Annotated in this window: 18 protein-coding genes; 9 read left to right on the forward strand and 9 right to left on the reverse strand. The window is 72.1% G+C overall.

What is annotated here, in order from left to right:
* Positions 1 to 21 precede the first annotated feature (21 nt).
* The 9 genes from ABZ079_RS23460 to ABZ079_RS23500 all read left to right on the forward strand — a co-directional run bounded on the left by ABZ079_RS23460 (position 22) and on the right by ABZ079_RS23500 (position 9,133).
* Positions 22 to 513 (forward strand): hypothetical protein, encoded by a 492-nt coding sequence (locus ABZ079_RS23460; RefSeq protein ID WP_356941397.1) that lies wholly within the window; start codon positions 22 to 24, stop codon positions 511 to 513.
* On the forward strand, positions 510 to 1,787 hold the full coding sequence (locus ABZ079_RS23465) for a hypothetical protein (protein ID WP_356941398.1): 1,278 nt from the start codon (positions 510 to 512) through the stop codon (positions 1,785 to 1,787). The genes ABZ079_RS23460 and ABZ079_RS23465 overlap by 4 nt, the downstream gene beginning before the upstream one ends.
* A complete protein-coding gene (locus ABZ079_RS23470; RefSeq protein WP_356941399.1) occupies positions 1,757 to 2,722 on the forward strand; it encodes a PQQ-binding-like beta-propeller repeat protein in 966 nt (321 codons plus the stop codon). The genes ABZ079_RS23465 and ABZ079_RS23470 overlap by 31 nt, the downstream gene beginning before the upstream one ends.
* On the forward strand, positions 2,715 to 4,601 hold the full coding sequence (locus ABZ079_RS23475; RefSeq protein ID WP_356941400.1) for an FAD-dependent monooxygenase: 1,887 nt from the start codon (positions 2,715 to 2,717) through the stop codon (positions 4,599 to 4,601). Before ABZ079_RS23470 ends, ABZ079_RS23475 begins: the two co-directional genes overlap by 8 nt.
* Positions 4,598 to 5,212, forward strand: coding sequence for an NADPH-dependent FMN reductase (locus ABZ079_RS23480; protein WP_356941401.1), 615 nt, complete (start codon positions 4,598 to 4,600; stop codon positions 5,210 to 5,212). The genes ABZ079_RS23475 and ABZ079_RS23480 overlap by 4 nt, the downstream gene beginning before the upstream one ends.
* A complete protein-coding gene (locus ABZ079_RS23485; protein WP_356941402.1) occupies positions 5,212 to 5,739 on the forward strand; it encodes an ACT domain-containing protein in 528 nt (175 codons plus the stop codon). The genes ABZ079_RS23480 and ABZ079_RS23485 overlap by 1 nt, the downstream gene beginning before the upstream one ends.
* A gap of 35 nt (positions 5,740 to 5,774) precedes the next feature.
* On the forward strand, positions 5,775 to 7,343 hold the full coding sequence (locus ABZ079_RS23490) for an FAD-dependent monooxygenase (RefSeq protein ID WP_356941403.1): 1,569 nt from the start codon (positions 5,775 to 5,777) through the stop codon (positions 7,341 to 7,343).
* 71 nt (positions 7,344 to 7,414) lie between these two features.
* Positions 7,415 to 7,957: a TetR/AcrR family transcriptional regulator gene (locus ABZ079_RS23495; RefSeq protein WP_356941575.1), complete on the forward strand. Its 543-nt coding sequence runs from the start codon at positions 7,415 to 7,417 to the stop codon at positions 7,955 to 7,957.
* A gap of 102 nt (positions 7,958 to 8,059) precedes the next feature.
* Complete coding sequence (locus tag ABZ079_RS23500) at positions 8,060 to 9,133, forward strand: methyltransferase (RefSeq protein WP_356941404.1); 1,074 nt, start codon at positions 8,060 to 8,062, stop codon at positions 9,131 to 9,133.
* A 252-nt stretch (positions 9,134 to 9,385) separates the two neighbouring features.
* On the opposite strand, the gene ABZ079_RS23505 is transcribed toward ABZ079_RS23500, so the two are convergent.
* The 9 genes from ABZ079_RS23505 to ABZ079_RS23545 form a co-directional block, all read right to left on the reverse strand.
* Positions 9,386 to 10,510: a ScyD/ScyE family protein gene (locus tag ABZ079_RS23505; protein ID WP_356941405.1), complete on the reverse strand. Its 1,125-nt coding sequence runs from the start codon at positions 10,508 to 10,510 to the stop codon at positions 9,386 to 9,388.
* A 288-nt stretch (positions 10,511 to 10,798) separates the two neighbouring features.
* Positions 10,799 to 12,181: a nucleotide pyrophosphatase/phosphodiesterase family protein gene (locus ABZ079_RS23510; RefSeq protein ID WP_356941406.1), complete on the reverse strand. Its 1,383-nt coding sequence runs from the start codon at positions 12,179 to 12,181 to the stop codon at positions 10,799 to 10,801.
* A complete protein-coding gene (gene eboE, locus ABZ079_RS23515; RefSeq protein WP_356941407.1) occupies positions 12,178 to 13,347 on the reverse strand; it encodes a metabolite traffic protein EboE in 1,170 nt (389 codons plus the stop codon). Before eboE ends, ABZ079_RS23510 begins: the two co-directional genes overlap by 4 nt.
* Before the next feature lie 3 nt (positions 13,348 to 13,350).
* Complete coding sequence (locus tag ABZ079_RS23520; RefSeq protein ID WP_356941408.1) at positions 13,351 to 14,199, reverse strand: TatD family hydrolase; 849 nt, start codon at positions 14,197 to 14,199, stop codon at positions 13,351 to 13,353.
* Positions 14,199 to 14,819, reverse strand: a complete 621-nt coding sequence (locus ABZ079_RS23525) for an EboA domain-containing protein (RefSeq protein ID WP_356941409.1) — start codon at positions 14,817 to 14,819, stop codon at positions 14,199 to 14,201. Before ABZ079_RS23525 ends, ABZ079_RS23520 begins: the two co-directional genes overlap by 1 nt.
* A gap of 10 nt (positions 14,820 to 14,829) precedes the next feature.
* On the reverse strand, positions 14,830 to 15,792 hold the full coding sequence (locus tag ABZ079_RS23530; RefSeq protein ID WP_356941410.1) for a sugar phosphate isomerase/epimerase family protein: 963 nt from the start codon (positions 15,790 to 15,792) through the stop codon (positions 14,830 to 14,832).
* Positions 15,789 to 16,739 (reverse strand): SCO3242 family prenyltransferase, encoded by a 951-nt coding sequence (locus ABZ079_RS23535; RefSeq protein WP_356941411.1) that lies wholly within the window; start codon positions 16,737 to 16,739, stop codon positions 15,789 to 15,791. Before ABZ079_RS23535 ends, ABZ079_RS23530 begins: the two co-directional genes overlap by 4 nt.
* Complete coding sequence (locus ABZ079_RS23540) at positions 16,736 to 17,890, reverse strand: inositol-3-phosphate synthase (RefSeq protein WP_356941412.1); 1,155 nt, start codon at positions 17,888 to 17,890, stop codon at positions 16,736 to 16,738. Before ABZ079_RS23540 ends, ABZ079_RS23535 begins: the two co-directional genes overlap by 4 nt.
* Before the next feature lie 314 nt (positions 17,891 to 18,204).
* On the reverse strand, positions 18,205 to 19,236 hold the full coding sequence (locus tag ABZ079_RS23545; RefSeq protein WP_356941413.1) for a ParB/RepB/Spo0J family partition protein: 1,032 nt from the start codon (positions 19,234 to 19,236) through the stop codon (positions 18,205 to 18,207).
* Between the last annotated feature and the right edge of the window lie 371 nt (positions 19,237 to 19,607).

Below are 19,607 nucleotides of genomic sequence, written 5' to 3' on the forward strand. Positions count from 1 at the left end.
CAGGGCCAGGAAAGGACTGACGTGGAAGACAAGACGGCTCAGCCGGGCATGTCCGCCGAGGCCAAGGCCGAGATGTGGAAGGCGATGTACTTCCGTGCCCAGGCCGGCATGGAACGCTACATGGTCTCCAACTACGGCTATGGCGCGATCGACCAGTGGATCGACTTCTCCGCGGAGGCCACGGCCAAGCAGTCGGACCGGTACAAGACCGAGGGGGCGGTGCCCTTCACCGAGAACCTGGCCCGCATCCTCGGCGAGTGCTGGGGCTCGGACGTGACGGTCGTCCAGAAGTCCGCCGAGCATTCCAAGGTGGACATCGACAACTGCGGGATCCTCTCCTACCGGCGCGGTGCCGCCCAGCTGGGCATCGAACTGACCTTTGACGACCCGTGCCGGGAGTACTGCACGAAGCTCCAGTCCGCGATCGCGGCCAAGCAGAACCTCAGCAGCTCCTGCACGCTGAAGTCGGGCGGCTGCTCGTGGACGTTCACCAGGAACGAGGAGGAGGGATGACGGCGGCCGTCCGCCCGGCGGCTCCCGCTCCGCCCTCCGCCGACCGGCTGGAGCTGCTGCGAACCACCCTGCGGAAGGCGGCGGACTCCCCCTTCTACGCACCCGTTCTGTCCTCGTTCGAGCCGTCGGAGCTGAGCGAGGCCGACTTCGGGCTGCTGGAGCGGCTGCCCTACACGGACAAGGACGACCTCCGCCAGGCCGGCCTGAGCATCCTGTCCGTGCCGCTGGAGCACACCGTCCGCTACTACGAGTCCTCCGGCACCACCGGCACTCCGACGCCGACGCCCAAGACCAGGCGGGACATCGAGACCAACACCCAGGGACTGCTGCTGAACTGGCGCGGGATCCTGGAGCCTCGGGTCGACAAGGCGATCCTGATGGTCCCCTCCGACATCGCCCCGGTCGCCGACGCGATGGTCTACGGGCTGGAGGCCATGGAGGTCTTCAGCGTCCGTGCCTTCCCCTTCACCCGCGGGGTGTCGGGCTGGGACCAGATCGTCCGTATCTGCGGACAGACGGGCATCACCACGGTCCTGACCACGCCTGGCCTGTGCCTGCACCTGTACTCCGAGCTGAAGAACCGCGGTCTGGAGCCGCGGGACTTCGGCATCGGGAAGATCCTGCTGCTGGGCGAGCTGCTCACCGAGCCCATGCGGGGCATGCTCGAACGTCTGTGGGGCGCCGAGGTCTACATCAACTCCTACGGGTCCTCCGAACTCGGCACCTGCTGCACGTCCTGCCCCGAGAAGCGGATGCATCTGCTGGAGCACATGTACCACTTCGAATGGCTGGACCCGCGGACCGGCCGGATCACGGACGCCGACGAAGGCGAGCTGGTGGTCACCACGCTGACCGCGGACGCCCGCCCGCTGCTGCGCTACCGCACCGGCGACCTGGTGCGGCGGGAACCCGGCGCCTGTCCGTGCGGGCTCGATCTCCCGGTGGTGCGCGTGCTGGGCCGGGTCTCCGACGAACTCGTCGTCGCCGGCCGCACGGTCCGGCCGTACCAGGTGGAGGAGCTGGTGTTCGCGATCCGCGGGCTGCTCGGCTACTGCATCCGGCTCGAGGACGACGGCCGGGCGGTGCTGAGCCTCGAGGTCGAACGCGATCACCAGAGTGACGCCGAGTGCGCGCGCATCCGGCGGGAGGCGGAGGAGGGGCTGCGGTCCCGGGACCTGTCGATGGACGTGGAGCTGACCTTCGACTTCAACGAACTCACCAAGCGGGGAGGGGGCTTCAAGAATTGGAAACTCACACACGTCGTACGGAGCTGACCCTCCTGGGCAGCTGGGACCTCGGCGCCTGGGTCACCTCGGTGCTGCTCGACGGCGACCGGGTGGCCGCCGCGACGTCGGCCGGCGAGCTGGTCCTGGGCCGGTGGGGCGTGGACCGGCCCGAGCACCGGGTGGGTCTCGGCTGTCCCGTCTCCGATCTGGCCGCCCACGCCGAGGGCTGGCTGGTGTCCCTGGAGTCGGGTGAGCTGGCGCTGGCCGGCCCGTCGGGCGCCATCGCCGGCCGGTACCCGGGACTGGGCGGCTGGCGGCTGGCCCGGTGCGAGGACGGCTGGCTGTCGGTCGGCCGCAACGGCTCGGTGGCCCGGCTCGACGAGGGGCTGGCGACGCGCTGGCGGCACGACGGCGACTCCGGCTGGAACATCACCTGCGCCCGGGGGCTGGTCGTCACCTCCAGCATGGAGGGGTCGGTGACCTGCCGCTCGGCGGACTCCGGAGAGGTGCTGTGGCGCTATGCACAGGATCTGCCGGTCTACGGGTGCGCCGCCGTGAGCGAGGGCTTCGTGGCGGGGACCGCCGAGGGTTCGCTGCTGCTCCTGGACGACGACGGCGTGCTCGTCCACCGGGCGTCGACCCCCGCCGTGCGGGAGGTGACGGCCTTCGGTCCGGGCGTTCTGGTGGCCTGCGTCGACGGCACACTGCGCGCCTACTCGGCGCGGCTCGCGGAGGAGTGGCGGTTCACCACGGGGTCGTGGGTCAAGAGCACCGCGGTGGACGACAGCACCATCGCCGTGGCCTCGGCCGACCACCACCTGTACCTCCTCGATCTCCAGGGCCGCGAACTCGGCCGTCACCGGGCCGGCCACACGGTTCTGAGGACGGACCGTTCAGGATCCGACATCGCGGCCGGCTCGGCCGATGAACAGCTGTATTTCCTGCGGCACACACCACACGTGAGGAACCACGCACATGCCTGACCACATCGCGGCAAAGGTGGACGTCTGCGTCATCGGCGCCGGCCCGCACGGACTGGCCCTGGCCAAGGCTCTCATCGACGCGGGCCGGGAGATCGCCGTCGTCGACCGGGAGACCGACCGCACGGGCAAGCGGCAGACCATGCTGATCCAGCCCGGTGCCATCAAGGCGCTCGACCGGCTCGGCGTCCGTGAGGCGATCGAAGCGGCCACGCACAAGCTCGACGGCTACGACTACTACGTCAACGGGCCGCGGATCGCCGCCCTGCGCTACGCGGACCTCGACGACAGCCCCTACCCCTACGGGCTGGGGGTGCCCTACCGCACCATGCAGCACGTGTTCCTGGACGAGCTGGGACGGCACGCCGGCTTCCGCCTGTTCGACGGGGCGACGGTGACCACGCTGCTCAAGGACGCCTACGGCGCCCTGAACGGCGTGGCGTTCACCACGGGCGACGGGAGCGAGGAGCAGGTCGTGGAGTGCCGCCTCGTCGTGGCGGCGGACGGTGAGGGTTCGCCGACCCGCGCCCTGGCCGGTATCACCGTCCAGCCGACCACCTGGGACTACGAGGCGATCACCTTCCTGGCCCCGCGTCCCGAGGGCTGGCCCTCCGTACTCAGCAACTACCGCTCGGACGGCAACCGTTACCTGGGCCTGGCCGCGTACTCGCCCGACGAGGTGAGCGTGCTGTGGGGCATCCGCAGCGGTTCGTTCGAGGAGGTGCGGGAGGAGGGCTTCGACGCGCTGCGGGAACGGATCCTGTCCGTGGAGCCGCGACTGGAGCCCTCCCTCGCGGGCATCCGCGGCTGGGAGGACGTCCGGCACCACTCCTTCCCGGGCCACATCGCCGACACCTGGGTCGCCGACGGCGTGATGCTCATCGGCAGCACCGCGCACAGCCTGACGACGTTCGGCGGCCAGAACATGAACCTGGCCCTGTACGACGCCGCGTCCGCCGCCCGGACGGCACTGCGGGCGCTGGACGCCGACGACCTGTCGGCGGCGTCGCTGCGGGAGTTCGAGCAGGAGCGCAGGCCGCTGGTCGAGAACATCGCCAAGTTCCAGACCCAGGCGGCCGCTCCGGACACGAACGGCTCGGGCGGTCCGGCGGCCGAGGCCGTGGCCGCGGGTCTGCAGCAGATGTTCCGTTCCATGGCGCTCGGGCCCGAGGCATGGCAGACGCCGGCCGCCGCGCCGGCCGCCGGTGCGGCGCAGAGTGGGTCCGCCGCGATCCCGGACCGGATCTACAACTTCGGCTTCCGCTACGACGAGATCCTCAACTGGGCCTGGCGCAAGACCCCGAAGAACGATCCCGTCATGACCGAGATGGGGATGTACGCCTGGCAGCACCAGGTGCCGATCATCGGCCCGCTCTCCGGCCGTCTGCTGTGGCAGCTCGCGACGATGTCCCGCTCCCGCCGCGTCTTCGAGTTCGGCTCGGCGATCGGGTTCTCCACCATCTGGCTGGCCCGTGCCGTCGGCCCCGAGGGCAAGGTCTACTACACCGAGTCCGACGAGACGCTCGCCGAGCGCGCCCGCGAGTTCGTCGAGAAGGCGGGGGTGGCGGACCGCGTGGAGTTCCTGATCGGGGACGCCGTGAAGAGCTTCCGGTCCGTCGAGGGCGACTTCGACCTCGTCCTGTGCGACGTCGACAAGCGGCTGTATCCGACGGTGCTCCGCGAGGCGGTGCCGCGGCTGCGCGACGGTGGTCTGTTCGTCGCCGACAACGTGTTCTGGAACGGGGCCTGCCTGAACGGCTACGGCGACGAACCGATGGGTCGCGCGGTGGGCGAGATGCTCGACGAGATGCTCGCCGAGCCGTCCCTGTTCACCACGCTCCTGCCGCTGGGCGACGGCCTCGCGGTCGGGGTCAAGTCATGACCGTCCGCATGGTGGCGATCGGCGGCAGCCTCGGCTCGCCTTCCGGAGCCTCCACCACCGAGGCCGCGCTGCGGTGCGCGGCCTCGGTGGCCACGGCGCTCGGCGCCGAGGTGGAGTTCTTCACGGGAGAGCGGCTGCGCCTGCCGCCCTACGACCCGTCCGCCGCTCCCCCACCGGCGGTGTCCCGGATGCTCGCCGCGGTGGCCGGGTCCGACGCGCTGCTCGTCGCTTCCCCCGCCTACCACGGCGGGGTCTCCGGGCTGGTCAAGAACGCCCTGGACTACCTCGAGGGCCTGCGCCAGGACAGCCGGCCCTACCTGGAGCAGCGGGCGGTCGGCTGCATCGGGGTCGGCGCGGGCGCGCAGGGCGCCGCGGCCACCCTGCACGGCCTGCGCCAGATCGTGCACGCGCTGCGAGGCTGGCCCACCCCTCTGGGGGTGGCCGTCAGTACGGAGCACGACCGTGCAGAACGGCTCGGCACGCCCGGCGGGCTCAGCGCCAAGGTCGTCGGGCAGCTGGAGACGCTGGGGGCCGAGCTGTTCGAGTTCGCCCGGATCCGCCGGGCGGCTCACAACGCGTCCCCTCCCCTCCCCCGGCAGGCGGTGGGCTGATGGAGCAGCCCATCGTCCGCGGCGCCCATTACGACACCGGGGTCGTGAAGGTCACCCTGGACGGCGTGCCGGACCGGCCCGCCGCGGTGGCGGCGGTTTTCCGGTGCTGCGCGGACGCCTGGATCCGGCCGGACCCCATCCGGCACGGCTGCCCGGCGCCGGGGCTGCGCCAGTTCACCCTGGTCGTGCCCGAATCCGACACGCTCGCCGTGGTCACCGCCCTGGGCCGGGCCCGGACCGCCATCGGGTACACCGCGCTGAGCCACGACGCCGGGATCGGAACCGTGACCCTGTCCGGTGCCGCCCTGGCCACGCACACCCGGATCATCGCCCAGTTCTTCGAGGCGCTCGCCCAGGGCGGGGTTCCGGTCCACTTCGTGTCGGTGACCGACACCCGGATCACGGCGGTCACCCCGCGGCACCGGGCCGCCGCGGCCGCCCAGGCTCTCGCCCTCGCTTTCGGCCTCGGTCGCGATGGCGTCAACTCCTCTGCCAGGCAACCACGTTATCGTCTGACCGAAGCATGACCCGAGGCATCCGATCACCTGGTGGAGGTTCTCCCATGGCTCAGGCCCCCAGCCGTACGTCACGTGTGTCCGTGCTGGTGGTGGGCGGCAGTCTCAGCGGCCTGTCGTCGGCTCTCTTCCTCGCCGCCCAGGGCGTCGACTGCCTGCTGGTCGAGCAGCACCCTGGGACGTCCGTGCATCCCCGTGCCCGGCTGGTGACCGCGCGTTCCATGGAGCTCTTCCGCTCCGTGGGCCTGGAGGAGCGAGTGCGCGAAGCCGGCGACCCCGGCCCCATAGGGTTCGTCGTGGCGGACACTCTGGCCGACGAGCACTACGAGCCCACCGGGGACCACCAGGACGAGACGCTGGCGATCAGCCCCACCGGAATGCGGCTGTGCGACCAGCAGTTGCTGGAGCCGCTACTGGTCGACCGCGCCGTGGAGCTGGGCGCGGACATCCGGTTCGGGACCACGCTGGTGAGCTTCGAGCAGGACGCCGACCGGGTCACGGCCACCCTCCGGCGTCGAGACACCGGCGAGACGTGGACCGTGGAGTGCGACTATCTGCTGGCGGCGGACGGCATCCGCAGCCCGGTCCGCGGACGGCTCGGCATCGACCGCCATGGGCCCGGGGCGATGGGCCGCTCCGTCAGCGCGATCTTCGACGCGGACCTGACACCGGTGCTGCGCGGGCGCCGCGCCATGGCGGTGATCGTCAAGCGGGCAGGTGCGTTCCTCTTCGCCCGCGGCAATCGCGACTCCCGGCTGTGGCAGATCGGCTTCCCCTACGACGGCACCACGGACGACAGCCCGCAGGCGCTGCACGAGCGCGTCCGGCACCTGGTGCGCGTCGCGGCCGGCATGCCCGGGCTGGAGGTGGACGTGCACAGCGCCATGGCGTGGGAGAGCGCGGCGCTGGTCGCCGACCGGTTCCGCTCCGGCAGGGTGTTCCTCGTCGGGGACGCGGCCCACGCGATGCCGCCGACAGGCGGCTTCGGCGGCAACACCGGGGTCCAGGACGCGCACAACCTCGCCTGGAAGCTGGCAGCCGTGCTGCGCGGGGCGGCGAAAGAGGCCTTGCTGGACTCCTACGACACGGAACGGCGGCCCGTGGCGGACTTCACCGTGCATCAGACGCTCGCCCGGCTGGGGCAGACCGCCCAGGCGGCGGACCGGGCGACGGTACAGCTCGGCTACACCTACCCGGCGGCGGCCCACGACCCCGCCTCACGGCCGGACATCGCGGAGGACCCCTTCCACCCCAGTGCGCGGCCCGGCACCCGGGCACCACACGTGACACTACGGCGAGACGGGACCCCGATCTCCGTCCTGGATCTCTTCGGGCCCGGATTCACCCTGCTCACCGGCCCGGACGGGGGTGACTGGATCCGGGCCGCCGGGACAATCCCGGCGGCCGGCACCGGGGTGTCCCTGGCCGCCTACCGGATCGGGGCCGACGACTCTCTGCACTGCCCGGAGGGCGACTTCCTGAAGACGTACCGCATGGGGCCGCGGAGCGCCGTACTGGTCCGCCCCGACGGGTTCATCGGCTGGCGTGCGGAAGCGGCCGGCCCGGACCCCGCCGCGCGGCTGGCCGACGCTCTGGCCGGCCTCCACGGCGCATGACCGCGGGCCCGGCGGGCCAACCCTCGGCGGTGCGTGGGCGGCCGCGCAGCAAGGCGGCGGACCGGGCCATCATGGCGGCCGTGGTCCGTCTCGTGGACGACGGGGTGACGATCGGTGATCTCTCCGTCGAGCGGATAGCGCGCACCGCCGGTGTCGGCAAGGCCACCGTCTACCGCAGGTGGGCGACGAAGGAGTCCCTCTGCGTCGACGTCATACGCAGCATGGCGCCGGACCCTGTGCCGATGCCCGGCACCTCGGTGCGCGACGATCTGGTCGCCGTGCTGGAGAACGTGCGGCGGCACCACACCGCACATCGCGCTCCGCTTCTCGTCCTTGACGTGCTGACACACCTCAAGACGCTGCCGAGGCTCTGGGAGGTCTACACCTCGGAGGTGATCGAGCCATGGCAGCGGTCGGCCCTCGCCGTGCTGCGGCGCGGTGTCGCCGACGGGGAGATCCGGTCCGACGTGGACGTGACCCTCCTCAACGACCTCCTGATCAGTCCTGTCCTGGTCCGTAGCGTCCTCATGCCACCCGAGGCCCTCTGCCCCGACCTGCCGGAGCGTGTCGTGGACACCTTGCTGGCAGGGCTGGGGGCGCAGGCGCCCGGGTGATCCGCACCGGCTCCACCGCAACTCCACCACCCGTGCCGATACTCGGGCTCGGGAGCACTGGGGCGGGGCGCCCGCCCGGTATGCCGATCGGAAGGTATTGCTGTGACAAGCCCTGAAGCCTCACTCGCCCGGATGCGCGAGTACATGGTGGGACCCTCGCGGTTCATGAACCTCTACGCCTGCTTCGAGCTGGGCATCGTCGAGGCGCTGCGCAAGGAGGCCGGCCAGACCGCGGCCGACCTCGGCGCGGCCGTCGGCGCCAAGCCGGATGCCGTGGAGCAGTTGCTGCTCCTGCTGGTGAAGGAGGGCTTCGTCGCCCGGGACGAAGCCACCGGCGGATACACCCTCGATGCGCTCGCGGACGTCCCCGAGGCAGACCTCCAGCGTGTCCTCACCTTCATGGGCATGATCAAGACGGGCATGCTGCGGCAGCTGTACTACCTCGCCGACAGCGTGCGCAGCGGCAGCGCCGTCGGCCTGAAGGAGCTCTACGGCTTCGAGGGCACGATGTTCGAGGCCGCGGCCCATGTCCCGGAGGTGCGCGCCGCGTGGGGGCCGCTGGCGCAGAGCGAGACCGCCAGCGTCTATCCCTGGTTCTTCCGGAGCTTCGACGTTCCGGCCGGGGCGAGGGTGCTCGACGTGCTGGGCGGCAACGGGCTCGGCGCGATCATGACCTACCGGTCGAAGCAGTCCCCCGGTCTGCGGGTGACCACCTTCGACCGGCCCGCCCTGGAGGCCGAGTGCCTGCGCAACTTCGAGGCCCAGGGCGTCGCGGAGCACTGCTCGTTCGTGGGCGGTGACGTCCTGGAGGCCCTCCCGGGGGGCTTCGACGTGCTGCTGCTCAAGCACTTCGTGGACATGTACGACAAGGACGAGGTCCTCACCATCTTCAGGAACGCCCACCAGGCCCTGGAACCCGGTGGGCAGATCGTCGTCCTGGCGCCGGTGTATCCCGAGGACATCACGGACACCGACGACTACCAGGCCGACTTCTTCCCGGCCTACATCCTCGGCTGTGTGATGGGACGCGGCGGCCTGCAGAAGCTGTCCACGTACCGGAGCTGGCTGGAGGAGTGCGGGTTCGAGGTCACGAAGGTGGTCGCCAAGGATCCCGCCGACATACCGGCGGACGCCATCATCACCCGCGTCGTCATGTGCGCGACGAAGCGGGACTGAGCCGGCGACGTGCCCGTCCGGCGCTGACCAGGCGCACAACCGCTCTCGAGGGGCGGTCCCGTACGGGGCCGCCCCTCGGCCGGCTTGTGCCGGGCGCGCGGCGGTGGGCTCTCGCTGTGCCCGGTGTACGTCAGCGGCGCCCGCCGGCTTGTGTGTTGTCGGCGAACGCCGCTGACGGCCGCGCCGGTGGACGTCCGCCTCGAGGGCGGTCGTCCACCGGACACGGGTGGTGCTGGTGTGCTGGTGAACCGGTCAGGAGGCCGGGAACTTCAGCAGCTCGCCGTTGCTGGTGGTCGTGTTGTTGGTGACGTAGACGTCACCGTTCGAGGAGACCTCCAGGCCCGTGGGCTGGGCCAGGCGGCCGCCGGTGTCGATCGGCGTGAGGGCACCGGTGTGCCTGTCGATCCGGGTCAGGCCGCCCGGCAGCAGGCCGGTCGACGAGTAGCCGGTGGCGTAGGACAGCGCGATCAGGTCGCCGTTGGGGGCCACCCGGAGGTCGATGGTGTTCGTCAGACCGGTGGCGAAGACGGTCGGCTTGCCGCCGGGCACGTAGCGCCAGATGCGGCTCAGGTTCGGCTGCATGCTGCTCAGGTCGGAGATGTAGAACGCGCCGTCCCAGCCGCGCACGATGCCGGTCGGTACCGCCTGCGTCTGTCCGGCCGGGGTCAGCGGACGGACCAGCGAGGACTTGACGGCCGAGGACACGGCCGGCGGGGTCGGCAGGAGGTTGTTCGGGAAGACGGCCTCGGTCTCGGTGGTGCCGTCGGGGTGCACCCGGATCAGGTCGTTGGCACCGGCGTCGACGACCAGGTAGTCCCGGCCGTCCCGGGCGAAGTACCACGGGTTGGAATAGACCTGGCCGTTGCCGGTCACGGAGTCCGGGTCGTGCTCGACCTCGTGCTTGACCAGGTCGCCCAGCATCTTGCCCTTGGCGACCGTCAGCGAGCCGAGCGGGTCGCTGCCCGGGCCGAGCGTCGCACGGGTGTCGAGGTTGCCGCTCAGACCGCTGACCACACGGTAGGTTCCGTCCCAGGCGGCCTGGGCCTGGGTCGCTCCCATGATCGCCTTCTCACCGTTGGCCCGGACCTCCGTCTCCGACGGCAGACCCGTGACGACACGGCCCTTCTTGGTGCCCTTCACCCGGTAGACGGAGCCGGTGAAGCCGAGGCACTGGGTGTTCGGCACCGTGCACGTCTCGGAGCTGGTGCCGGCCTCGGCGACCAGCAGTGAGCCGTCGGCCTGGATCCGGACGGAACGCGGGTTGTGCAGACCGGTCGCCAGGACCTCGGGGGTCGGCGAGATCTTCAGCGCGTGGGTGCCGGACGCCGCCTGGGGCGTGGCCTGGCTCGGGATCACGGTGGCCGTGAGGCTGCCCACGACTGCCGCTGCCAGGAAGGCCCCCGCCCAAGACTTGCGTGTTCTTAACATGTCTCTCCTCAACTTGGCACGCCCCCGCAGTCGGGGGCGAATCCAACCGGCGTCACCATAGACGCCGGAAACCTCATTCGTCCTCCGCGGAAAACCCCTCGAACTTGAACGGAGTTGGCCGCGACATCGTGTGCGACATCGGAATTCCGCAATTGCACACCGGAACGCACGGCCGCATTGCCGTGGTCGTTGTCGCACCGGGGCACGGAATCCGGTCTTTCGGTGAAATCAGGCCCGTCAGCCGATTCCCGCCAGCCGCAGCAACAGCGACTTCACCTCCGTGGCGGCGAGTTGCCCGAAGACCTCGCCGGGGCGGGAGCAGAGCAGGACCGGTCCGTCCTCGGGGCGGTCGGGAAGCCTGCCGTGGCTGCCGCGCACCGGTGAGGGTTCCAGCGGCACGACGGCCAGCCGGTAGCGCATGCCGAGCTTCTTGCGGGCGAGCGCCTTGGCCGCCTTGACCTTCACATAGGGGTCGAGCGGGTCCATGAACAGCTCGGCGGGATCGTAACCGGGCTTGCGGTGGATCTCCACGAGCCGCGCGAAGTCCGGGGCGCGGGCGTCGTCCAGCCAGTAGTAGTACGTGAACCAGGCGTCCGGCTCCGCGACCGCGACCAGCTCACCGGAGCGCGGGTGGTCCAGGCCGTGCTCCTTCTTGCCCTTGCCGTCGAGGAGTTCACCGACACCGTCGATGCCTTCGAGTACCTCCCGCACACCGGGCAGGTCCTCGGGCCGCCGGACGTACACATGCGCGAGCTGGTGATCGGCGACCGCGAAGGCGCGCGAGGCCATGGTGTCCAGGTACTCCATGCCGTCCTGGGTGTGCACCTCCAGGTAACCGGCACGGCGCAGGGCCCGGTTGACGTCGACGGGCCTGCTGACCCGGGTGATGCCGTACTCGGAGAGGACGACCACCGTGCGGTCCTCGGCGGCGGCTTCGTCCAGGAGTGGACCGAGTGCCGCGTCCAGATCGGCGGCGGCCTTCAGCGAGCGCGGGTCCTCGGGGCCGAAACGCTGGAGGTCGTAGTCGAGGTGCGGCACGTAGCACAGCGTCAGGTCGGGGTGCCGGGTGCGGTTGAGGTACCGGGTGGCGTTGATGATCCACTTGCTGGACACCAGGTCGGCGGTGGGCCCCCAGAAGTTGAACAGCGGGAACGGGCCCAGCCCGCCCTGGAGTTCGTCGTGCAGGGCGACGGGCCGGGTGTAGAAGTCGGGTTCCTTGCGGCCGTCGGCGTAGTAGATGGGGCGCGGGGTGACCGTCCAGTCGGTGTCCGCGCCCATCGCGTACCACCAGCAGACGTTCGCGACCGTGTAGCCGGGGTGCAGGCGGCGGGCGGCGTCCCAGAGCTTGTCGCCCTCCACGAGTCCGTTGTGCTGGCGCCACAGCAGGACCTCACCGAGGTCGCGGAAGTACCAGCCGTTGCCGACGATGCCGTGCTCGGCGGGCATCGTGCCGGTCAGGAAGGTGGACTGGGCGGCACAGGTGACGGCCGGCAGCACGGTGCCGAGTTCGGCGTACGAGCCGCGGCCCCCGAGTTCCTTCAGACGGGGCATGTGACCCAGCAGCGTGGGGGTCAGTCCCACCACGTTCAGGACGAGCAGGGGTGTCGGGGTCTTCGTCACGGCTGCTCCTTGAGTCCGAGGCCGGTCAACAGGTCACGTGCAAGGCGGAGTTCGGCGGCGATGCCGTCGGCCAGCTGGGCATCGGTGGCCGGACGTGCCTCGACCGGCAGGGCCTGCCAGGTGTAGGTCTCGACCTCGAAGTGACGGCTGCGCGGCACGGGCCCGCCGACCAGAGCGGCGAGCGTCTCGCGCAGCACGTCCAGGGTGGAGGTCAGCGGCGGTGCGGGCGGGGCGTGCAACGGTACGTGGAAGTGGGCCCGCCAGGGCACCGTGTCCGGCAGCGCGCTGCCGGCCAGTGCCGGGCCGAGGTCGTCGGTGCCGTGCAGGACCCCGTCCACCCTGGCACGGGTCTGGTGCAGGAAACGCGGCTCGTCGAAGGCGGCGAGCGCCGCGCGGACCGCCGGGTCCCGAGGGGTCTCGGCGTGCAGGGCGGCGGAGAGCTGCACCTTGGGCACTGGGATGCCCGCCCGCTCCAGGCCGTCCAGTGCCACTGCGGGCTCCTCGAAGCTGGTCGCGAGGTGGCAGGTGTCCAGGCACAGGCCGATGCGGTGACCGGGCAGGGCGGCGAGCGGGGCGAGCGCGTCGGTGGTGGTCTCGACGGCGCAGCCGGGCTCCGGCTCCAGGGCGAGGCGGATCGAGCGGCCGGAGGTCTCCTCCAGCTGGTCCAGCCGTCTCGCCAGCTCGGTCAGCGCGATGTGCGCCGACTCGGCCGCGGCCTCGTCGAAGCCGGTGCGCCAGGCCAGCGGCAGGGTGGAGATGGTGCCCTCGAGGACGTCGTCGGGCAGCAGACGGGCGAGCAGCCGGGCCAGGTCGGCGGTGTACTCCAGGCGTTCCGGCTCGGTCCAGTCGGGCTTGTAGACCCGGTACTTGACCTCCTCGGCACCGAAGCCCTGGTAGGGAAAGCCGTTGAGGGTGACCACCTCGAGGCCGCGCCGGTCCAGTTCGGTGCGGAGCCGCCGCGGTGCGGCGGGGTCGGCGCTCAGGGCGCGGACCGCGTCGCGGGCCAGCCACAGTCCTATGCCCAGGCGTTCGGTGCCCAGGCGGCGGCGGACCGGTTCGCAGTGGGCGGTCAGCTGGTCGACGACACCGTCGAGGGTCTCGGCCGGGTGGACGTTGGTGCAGTACGCGAGGTGAACGGTCGAGCCGTCGGGGTGCCGGAAGCGCACGGCTCATTCGCCCCCGCGCAGGATGGAGTTGCCCTCGTGCAGCGTCTCGGGCCTCGCGACGTCCAGGACGAGCCGGCCGCTGAGCCCGTAGAAGGCGACGGGGTTGCGCCACAGCACCCGGTCCACGTCGTCCTCGCCGAAGCCCGCGGCGAGCATCGCGTCACCGACCGCGCGGGTCTTCAGCGGGTCACTCTTGCCCCAGTCCGCGGCGGAGTTGACCAGCACCCGCTCGGGCCCGTACTCCTTCAGGACGGCGACCATGCGGTGCTCGTCCATCTTGGTGTCCGGGTAGACGGAGAAGCCGAGCCAGGCGCCGGAGTCCTTGGCCTCCTTGACCGTGGTCTCGTTGAGGTGGTCGACCAGGACCCGGTCGACGGGCAATCCGGACTCGGCGACGACGTCGAGGGTGCGGCGCAGTCCCACGAGCTTGTCGCGGTGCGGGGTGTGCACCAGGGCCGGCAGCCCGTGCTCGGCGGCGAGTTCGAGCTGCGCGGCCAGTGCGGTGTCCTCGGCCGGTGTCATCGAGTCGTAGCCGATCTCGCCGACCGCGACCACGCCGTCCTTGGCCAGGTAGCGCGGCAGGTCGTCGAGGACGGGCACACAGCGCGGGTCGTTGGCCTCCTTGGGGTTGAGGGCGATGGTGCAGTGGTGCGCGATCCCGTACTGCGCGGCCCGGAACGGCTCCCAGCCGAGCAGCGCGTCGAAGTAGTCGCGGAAGGTCTCCGGCGAGGTGCGCGGCTGACCGAGCCAGAAGGCGGGTTCGACCAGTGCGCGCACCCCGGCCGCGTACATCGCCTGGTAGTCGTCGGTGGTGCGCGAGGTCATGTGGATGTGCGGGTCGAAGATGCGCATCAGGCTTCCTTGGCGGTCAGGGCGAGTAGGTGGTGCAGGTCGTCGGGGACGGGCCGCCCCGCGGCGGTTCGTTCCGCGGCGAAGTCCATGAGCATGCGAGCGAGTTCGGCATCGCCGCGGGCCCGGTCCGCGAGGTCGGCAACGGCGGCCAGGGGCACCCCGGTGAACAGGCACTTGAGGACGGCGTGGCGCCAGGCGTGGGCGTCCAGGTGTGCGGCGGCGTAGGGTCCCACGGCCGCGGCGACGAGCCGGGTGTCGTTGGTGCGCAGGGCGTCCTCGATCAGCGGTACGCCCGCGTCCGGAGTGAGCGGGAGGTGGGGCAGGGCCAGCAGGACGGCGCGGCGTTCGGCACCGGTCCCGCGCTGGTAGAGCCGGGTCACGGCGGTCGCCTCGGGGCGGGCCGTGTGCAGCAGCAGCACCCGGGCCGCCTCCGCCGCCTCCGGGAAGCCGCACTCCCGGCCGGCCGACGCGAACCGCAGTTCCCAGGCCGGTACTCCCCGGCGCGGCGGTGCGGCCGGGTCGGGGTGCGCGGCGTCGCGCGCGTCGGCGAGCGCGGCGTCGAGCCAGGCGGCTCCCTCGGGACGGAGGCGGGCCAGCAGTTCCTCTCGGGTGATCAGCATGCGGACTTCCTTACGCGGACGGTGCCGGGGAGACGGGGGTGGGCGCGGAGGTGGCCGCGTCGGGGCGGGCCGGGTGCGGTGGCGTTCGCTCGGTGGTGGGCGGGCCGTGGCCGCCGGGCCGCTTCTCCTCGACCGCGGTGAGCTGTGCGCGCAGGAACTCCATGGAGGTCCGGGCGAGTTCGGGCCCGGCGTGGGAGTGGCGGGGCAGTTCGACCACGGTCAGCCCCTGGTACCCCGTGGCGTCGAGCGCGGCGAGCACGGGCGGGAAGTCGATCTCGCCGTCGCCGAAGGGCAGGTGTTCGTGTACACCGCGCCGCATGTCCTCGATCTGCACGTGCCGCAGCCAGGGCGCGGCTGCCCGCACGCAGTCGGCCGGGGGCAGTGGCTCCAGGCACTGGCAGTGGCCGATGTCGAGGGTGAGGCCGAGCAGCGGGTGGTCGCCGAGCCGTGTGCGCAGCCGGTGGAAGTCGGCGAGCGACTCCAGTAGATGGCCGGGCTCCGGCTCGACGGCCAGCGGAACTCCGGCCTCCGTCGCCGCGTCCAGGACCGGGTCCAGCGAGTCGCCCAGCAGCTCCCAGGCGGCGTCCTCGCCGACGCTCGCGGGCCGGATGCCGCTGAAGCAGTGCACCGCGTGGGCGCCCAGGTCCGCGGCCACCTTCACCGCGGTGACCAGCAGCGCGGTCCGCGCCGCCCGCGCCCCGGTATCCGGGTCGAGCAGGCTCGGGCCGTGTTTGCGGCGGGGGTCGAGCACATAACGGGCGCCGGTCTCGACCGTGACGCCCAGGCCGAGCGCACCGAGCCGGTCGGCGAGCCGGGCGACGCGGCCGGCGAGACCGGGGCCGAGCGGATCGAGGTGCATGTGGTCGAGGGTCAGTCCGACGCCCTCGTAACCGAGGTCGGCCAGGACGCCGAGGGCGTCGTCGAGCCGCAGGTCGGTCAGGCCGTTCGTGCCGTAGCCGAGACGGATGCTCATGTGGGGCTCACCTTCCGGGCCAGTCGGCGGGCCACGGGGACGAGTCCCATGAGCAGCCCGGCGGAGGCGAGCGCACCGGAGCGCGCCGCGAGGGCCGCCTGGAGCGGGATCAGCGCGCGGATGCCGCCGCCGACTGCCCGCTGGGTCAGCGGCGGTGACGGGTTGAGTGTGGCGTGCCAGAACGGCTTGGCGGCGGTGGCCACATAGGCGCCGGCGAGCGCGGTCTGGGCGAACTCGCGCGGTGAGCGGGGCGGCTCGGTCCAGCGTTCCGCACTGAGCGGGCCGCTGCCCTGCCGGCCACGGGCGAGCGCGGCGAGGACGACTGCCGTGGCGAGCGCGGCGAGCGGCCGGGCCGGCGAACCGCCCTGGGTCTCGGTACGGGAGACGGTGGTGACCGCATAGGTGTGGGCGCCGAGCGCGGCGGCGGGCAGCAGTGAGCGGCGTACCGCCCTGCCGGTACCGACGGCGGTCGCCGGACTCCGTTCGGCCGCACGGGAGCCGGCGGTGGCCACGGCGCCGAGCAGCAGGTCGAGGGCGCGGGCCGCGGCCATCGTCGCCGGGCCCGCCGGGGTGTGCTTCAGCCGCAGGTCGTACGCCCAGACGGTGCCGGCGAGGGCGGTGGCGCAGAGCGCGGCGGGACGGCACGCGGCGAGGGCGAGGCCGATCCCGGCGGCGGTCAGCCCGGCCGCCGCCGTCAATGCCTGTGCGGGGGCGATACGGCCCGAGGGGATGGGGCGGTGCGGCCGCTCGACGGCGTCCTCCTCCCGGTCCGCCCAGTCGTTGAGTGCCATGCCCGCCTCGTACAGGCACAGGGAGGCACCGGCCGCGAGGGCGGTGCGGGCACCGGGGCGCAGTCCGGTCACCGCGGCCCCGGCCAGTGCGTCGCCGGGAACGGTGAGCAGGGCCGAGGCCCGCAGGAGTTCCGCCCAGTCACGGGCGGTACTCACCGGGACTCCCCCAGTCGCGCGGCAAAGCCGAGGAGGGCGTCGTACTGCTCGGCCAGCGCCGAGGACTCGCCGTCCGGGTCCTTGAAGTAGAAGCCCAGCTCCGGAAGGCTCCCGGCGATCCCCGCTTCATGGGCGCGGGCGGTGAGCCGGGCCAGGTCGAGCACGAGCGGTGCCGCCAGTGCCGAGTCGCAGCCCTGCCAGATGGTCTGCAGGATCATCCGCGTGCCGAGAAAGCCGTCGAACGCCACATGGTCCCAGGCGGTCTTCCACTCGCCGAGCACAGGCACGTCGTCGATGTGCACCTCGCCCTCGGGCAGCACGCCGAGGCTGTCCTCCAGGACCCGGTTCTTGCCCGCGTTCTTCGCCGCGGCGGCTGCGGAGTCGGCGAGCGCCGCCCCGTCGCCGCCGCCGAGCAGGTTGGTGCCGGACCAGGCCCGTACGTCCAGGGCCCGCTGCCGGAACATGGGCGCGAGCACCGCCCGCAGCAGCGTCTGCCCGGTCTTTCCGTCCCTGCCCGCGTACGGCACCCCCGCCGACCGGGACAGTTCCTCCAGGGCCGGGTGACGTACGCCGGTCGACGGGGTGAAGTTCACGTACGGGCAACCCGCGCGCAGGGCAGCCGCCGCGTACAGCGTGCTGGCGGGCAGCCGGGCATCACCCGCGGCCGGCGCGGGCTCGGTGGAGGCGACGTTCACCACAACGGTCCGGGCCACCCCGGTGCGGAGGGTGAAGTCCTCGATGTCGGCGGCGAAGGCCGCGATCAGCTCCTCGTCGGAGCGGGTGTCGCCGGGCACCGGTCCGCCGCTGCGGATCTCCTGGTCGGCGGTGACGAGTTCGCCGAGCACCGCTTGCGGGAGTCCGTGCGGCAGGACGCCCTGTTCGGCGAGTGCTTCGGCGCGCTTGGGCAGCGGCCAGTCGACGGTGTCGTGGCCGCCGAAGACGAGGGAGGACAGGGCGGGTAGCCCGGCGGCGGCGAAGGGCCCGGTCTCGGTGACCATCCCCGTCGTCGCGCGCAGCCCCGCCGCGAGCGCGGCGCAGCCGGCGATCGCGGTCGTGGCGACGGATCCGCGGGCCCCGATGAGCCACACGCCCGTGCCGGGCCCGCTCTCAGGTCTGGTACGGGTACCGGGCGTCTGGGCAAGCTCGGACACGGAAGTCCTCCTGATGTGCGTCGGTTCTGGCAAGCGGGGGTGCCGAGGACGGGGCAGCGGTCCGGGGCGGACCGCTCGCCGGTGTCCGGCGTCGGCGGGTGGAGTCGGCAGGTGGAGTGGGCGGAACGGTGAAGCGGGCCCGGCCCGCGGCCGGACCGGTGGTGCGGTGTCCCGGTGGGAGGAACAGGCCGTAGCCCCGACGTGTGCCGCTCCTCGTCTACTGGGCGGCGGAAGCGGTGGCGGTGCGTCCGGTGCCCCGGGATGCGCGTGCGATGTGCTCGTACGTCGTGGGGAGGGGGCGCTGTTTCGGGGCACTACTCGGGGCACTGCTGCAGCTGCTCGGCCAGCTCGCTCCAGGCGGCCGCGCAGCTGCGGGCCAGGTCGGCGACCTCGGCGACCCAGTGGCCGGGCAGTCCGCGCTGGAGGGTCTCGATGCCGTTGCCGTCGACGGAGTACTGGCGCAGCCAGCGCAGGGCGCGCCGGCCCGATTCGCTGAGCCGCAGGGAGGGGTCTTCGCTGAGCTTGGCGAGCAGCTTCTGCCGGTCCACCAGGACGGCCTCGCCGTCGACGCGGGCGGCGGCGGGCGTGCGCTGCCGGTTCGCGACAGCGGAAGTACGTTCTGCGCCCGTCACGTTGCGATAGCGGCCCGGGACGGGGTCCTCGCCGCGGTCGATGCGCAGGCGCACGTCCCGCACCGTGGCCGGGGAGAGCCCGGTGGCGCGGGCGACCTCGCGCAGACCGGCGTCGGGCCGGTCGAGGAAGATCGCGGCGGCGCGGCGGCGGCGCTGACCGCTGTCCAGGGGGCGCACCCGGCCGTCCTGGCCGAGCCTCGCTCCGGACTGCGCGGTGTCCGCTGCGGAGGACTGCGAACGGATCCGGGAGACGGTCTTGTCGGAGATCCCGGTGGCGGTGGCGATCGCGCGGTCCGACCACTGCGGGTGGGTCAGGAGGACGCGTGCCGCCGCGGCCGCCCGGTCGGCACGGGAGAGTGGCAGACCGTGGGTGACGTTGGCTCTGACGGACAGGAGGAAGGCGGCGGCGGCGTCGCAGTCCAGCAGCCGCGCGTCGATCTCGGTACGGCCGTTGAGCAGGGCCGCACGGATCCGGTGGGCGCCGTCGATGACGCGCAGTGTGGGGCGGTGCACGATGATGGGCGGCAGGCAGTCCCCGGCCTCGGCGAGCACCCGTACATGGTCGTGGTCCTCCCCGTCCAGCCGGGGGGAGTCGTCGAAGAGAAGCGAGCCGATCGGTACGCGGGTGATCGGGCGGGACTCGACCCAGACGGACGACAACTCGATCTCGTCGAGATCGACAGCCGGGTACGTCAACTGCTCGGCCAGCGACAACCCGCACCTCCTGACAGCGATCCGGAACCGGAATCCGTTGCCGCACACTCTGCACACCGGTGGTTGACGTCCACTCGGGTCTGGATGGAAGCCCGGTGCGGCCCCGATGGCGCCATAACTCGTTTCCGCCAGCCGTATTTAGACGGGCCGGGACATGTCTTAATGGCGATGAGCCACGAGTTCGCATCCCGAAAACGGCGGGCGTTCCGACGGCCGCAAGGGAGGTGAGGTCTGTGGGATGGCCGGACCCGGCGGCCCGCCCCGAACCGGCTCGACGGATCGAGACGGTCATGGATGGGCGCGGCGCCGGCACGTGCCGCCATCTGGGAGAACCGGTTGTACAAGCCGACCGCCACAGGGCCGGTCCCGTC

The organism is Streptomyces sp. NPDC006314 (genome assembly GCF_040613075.1).
In the GTDB taxonomy this organism is placed as follows: domain Bacteria; phylum Actinomycetota; class Actinomycetes; order Streptomycetales; family Streptomycetaceae; genus Streptomyces.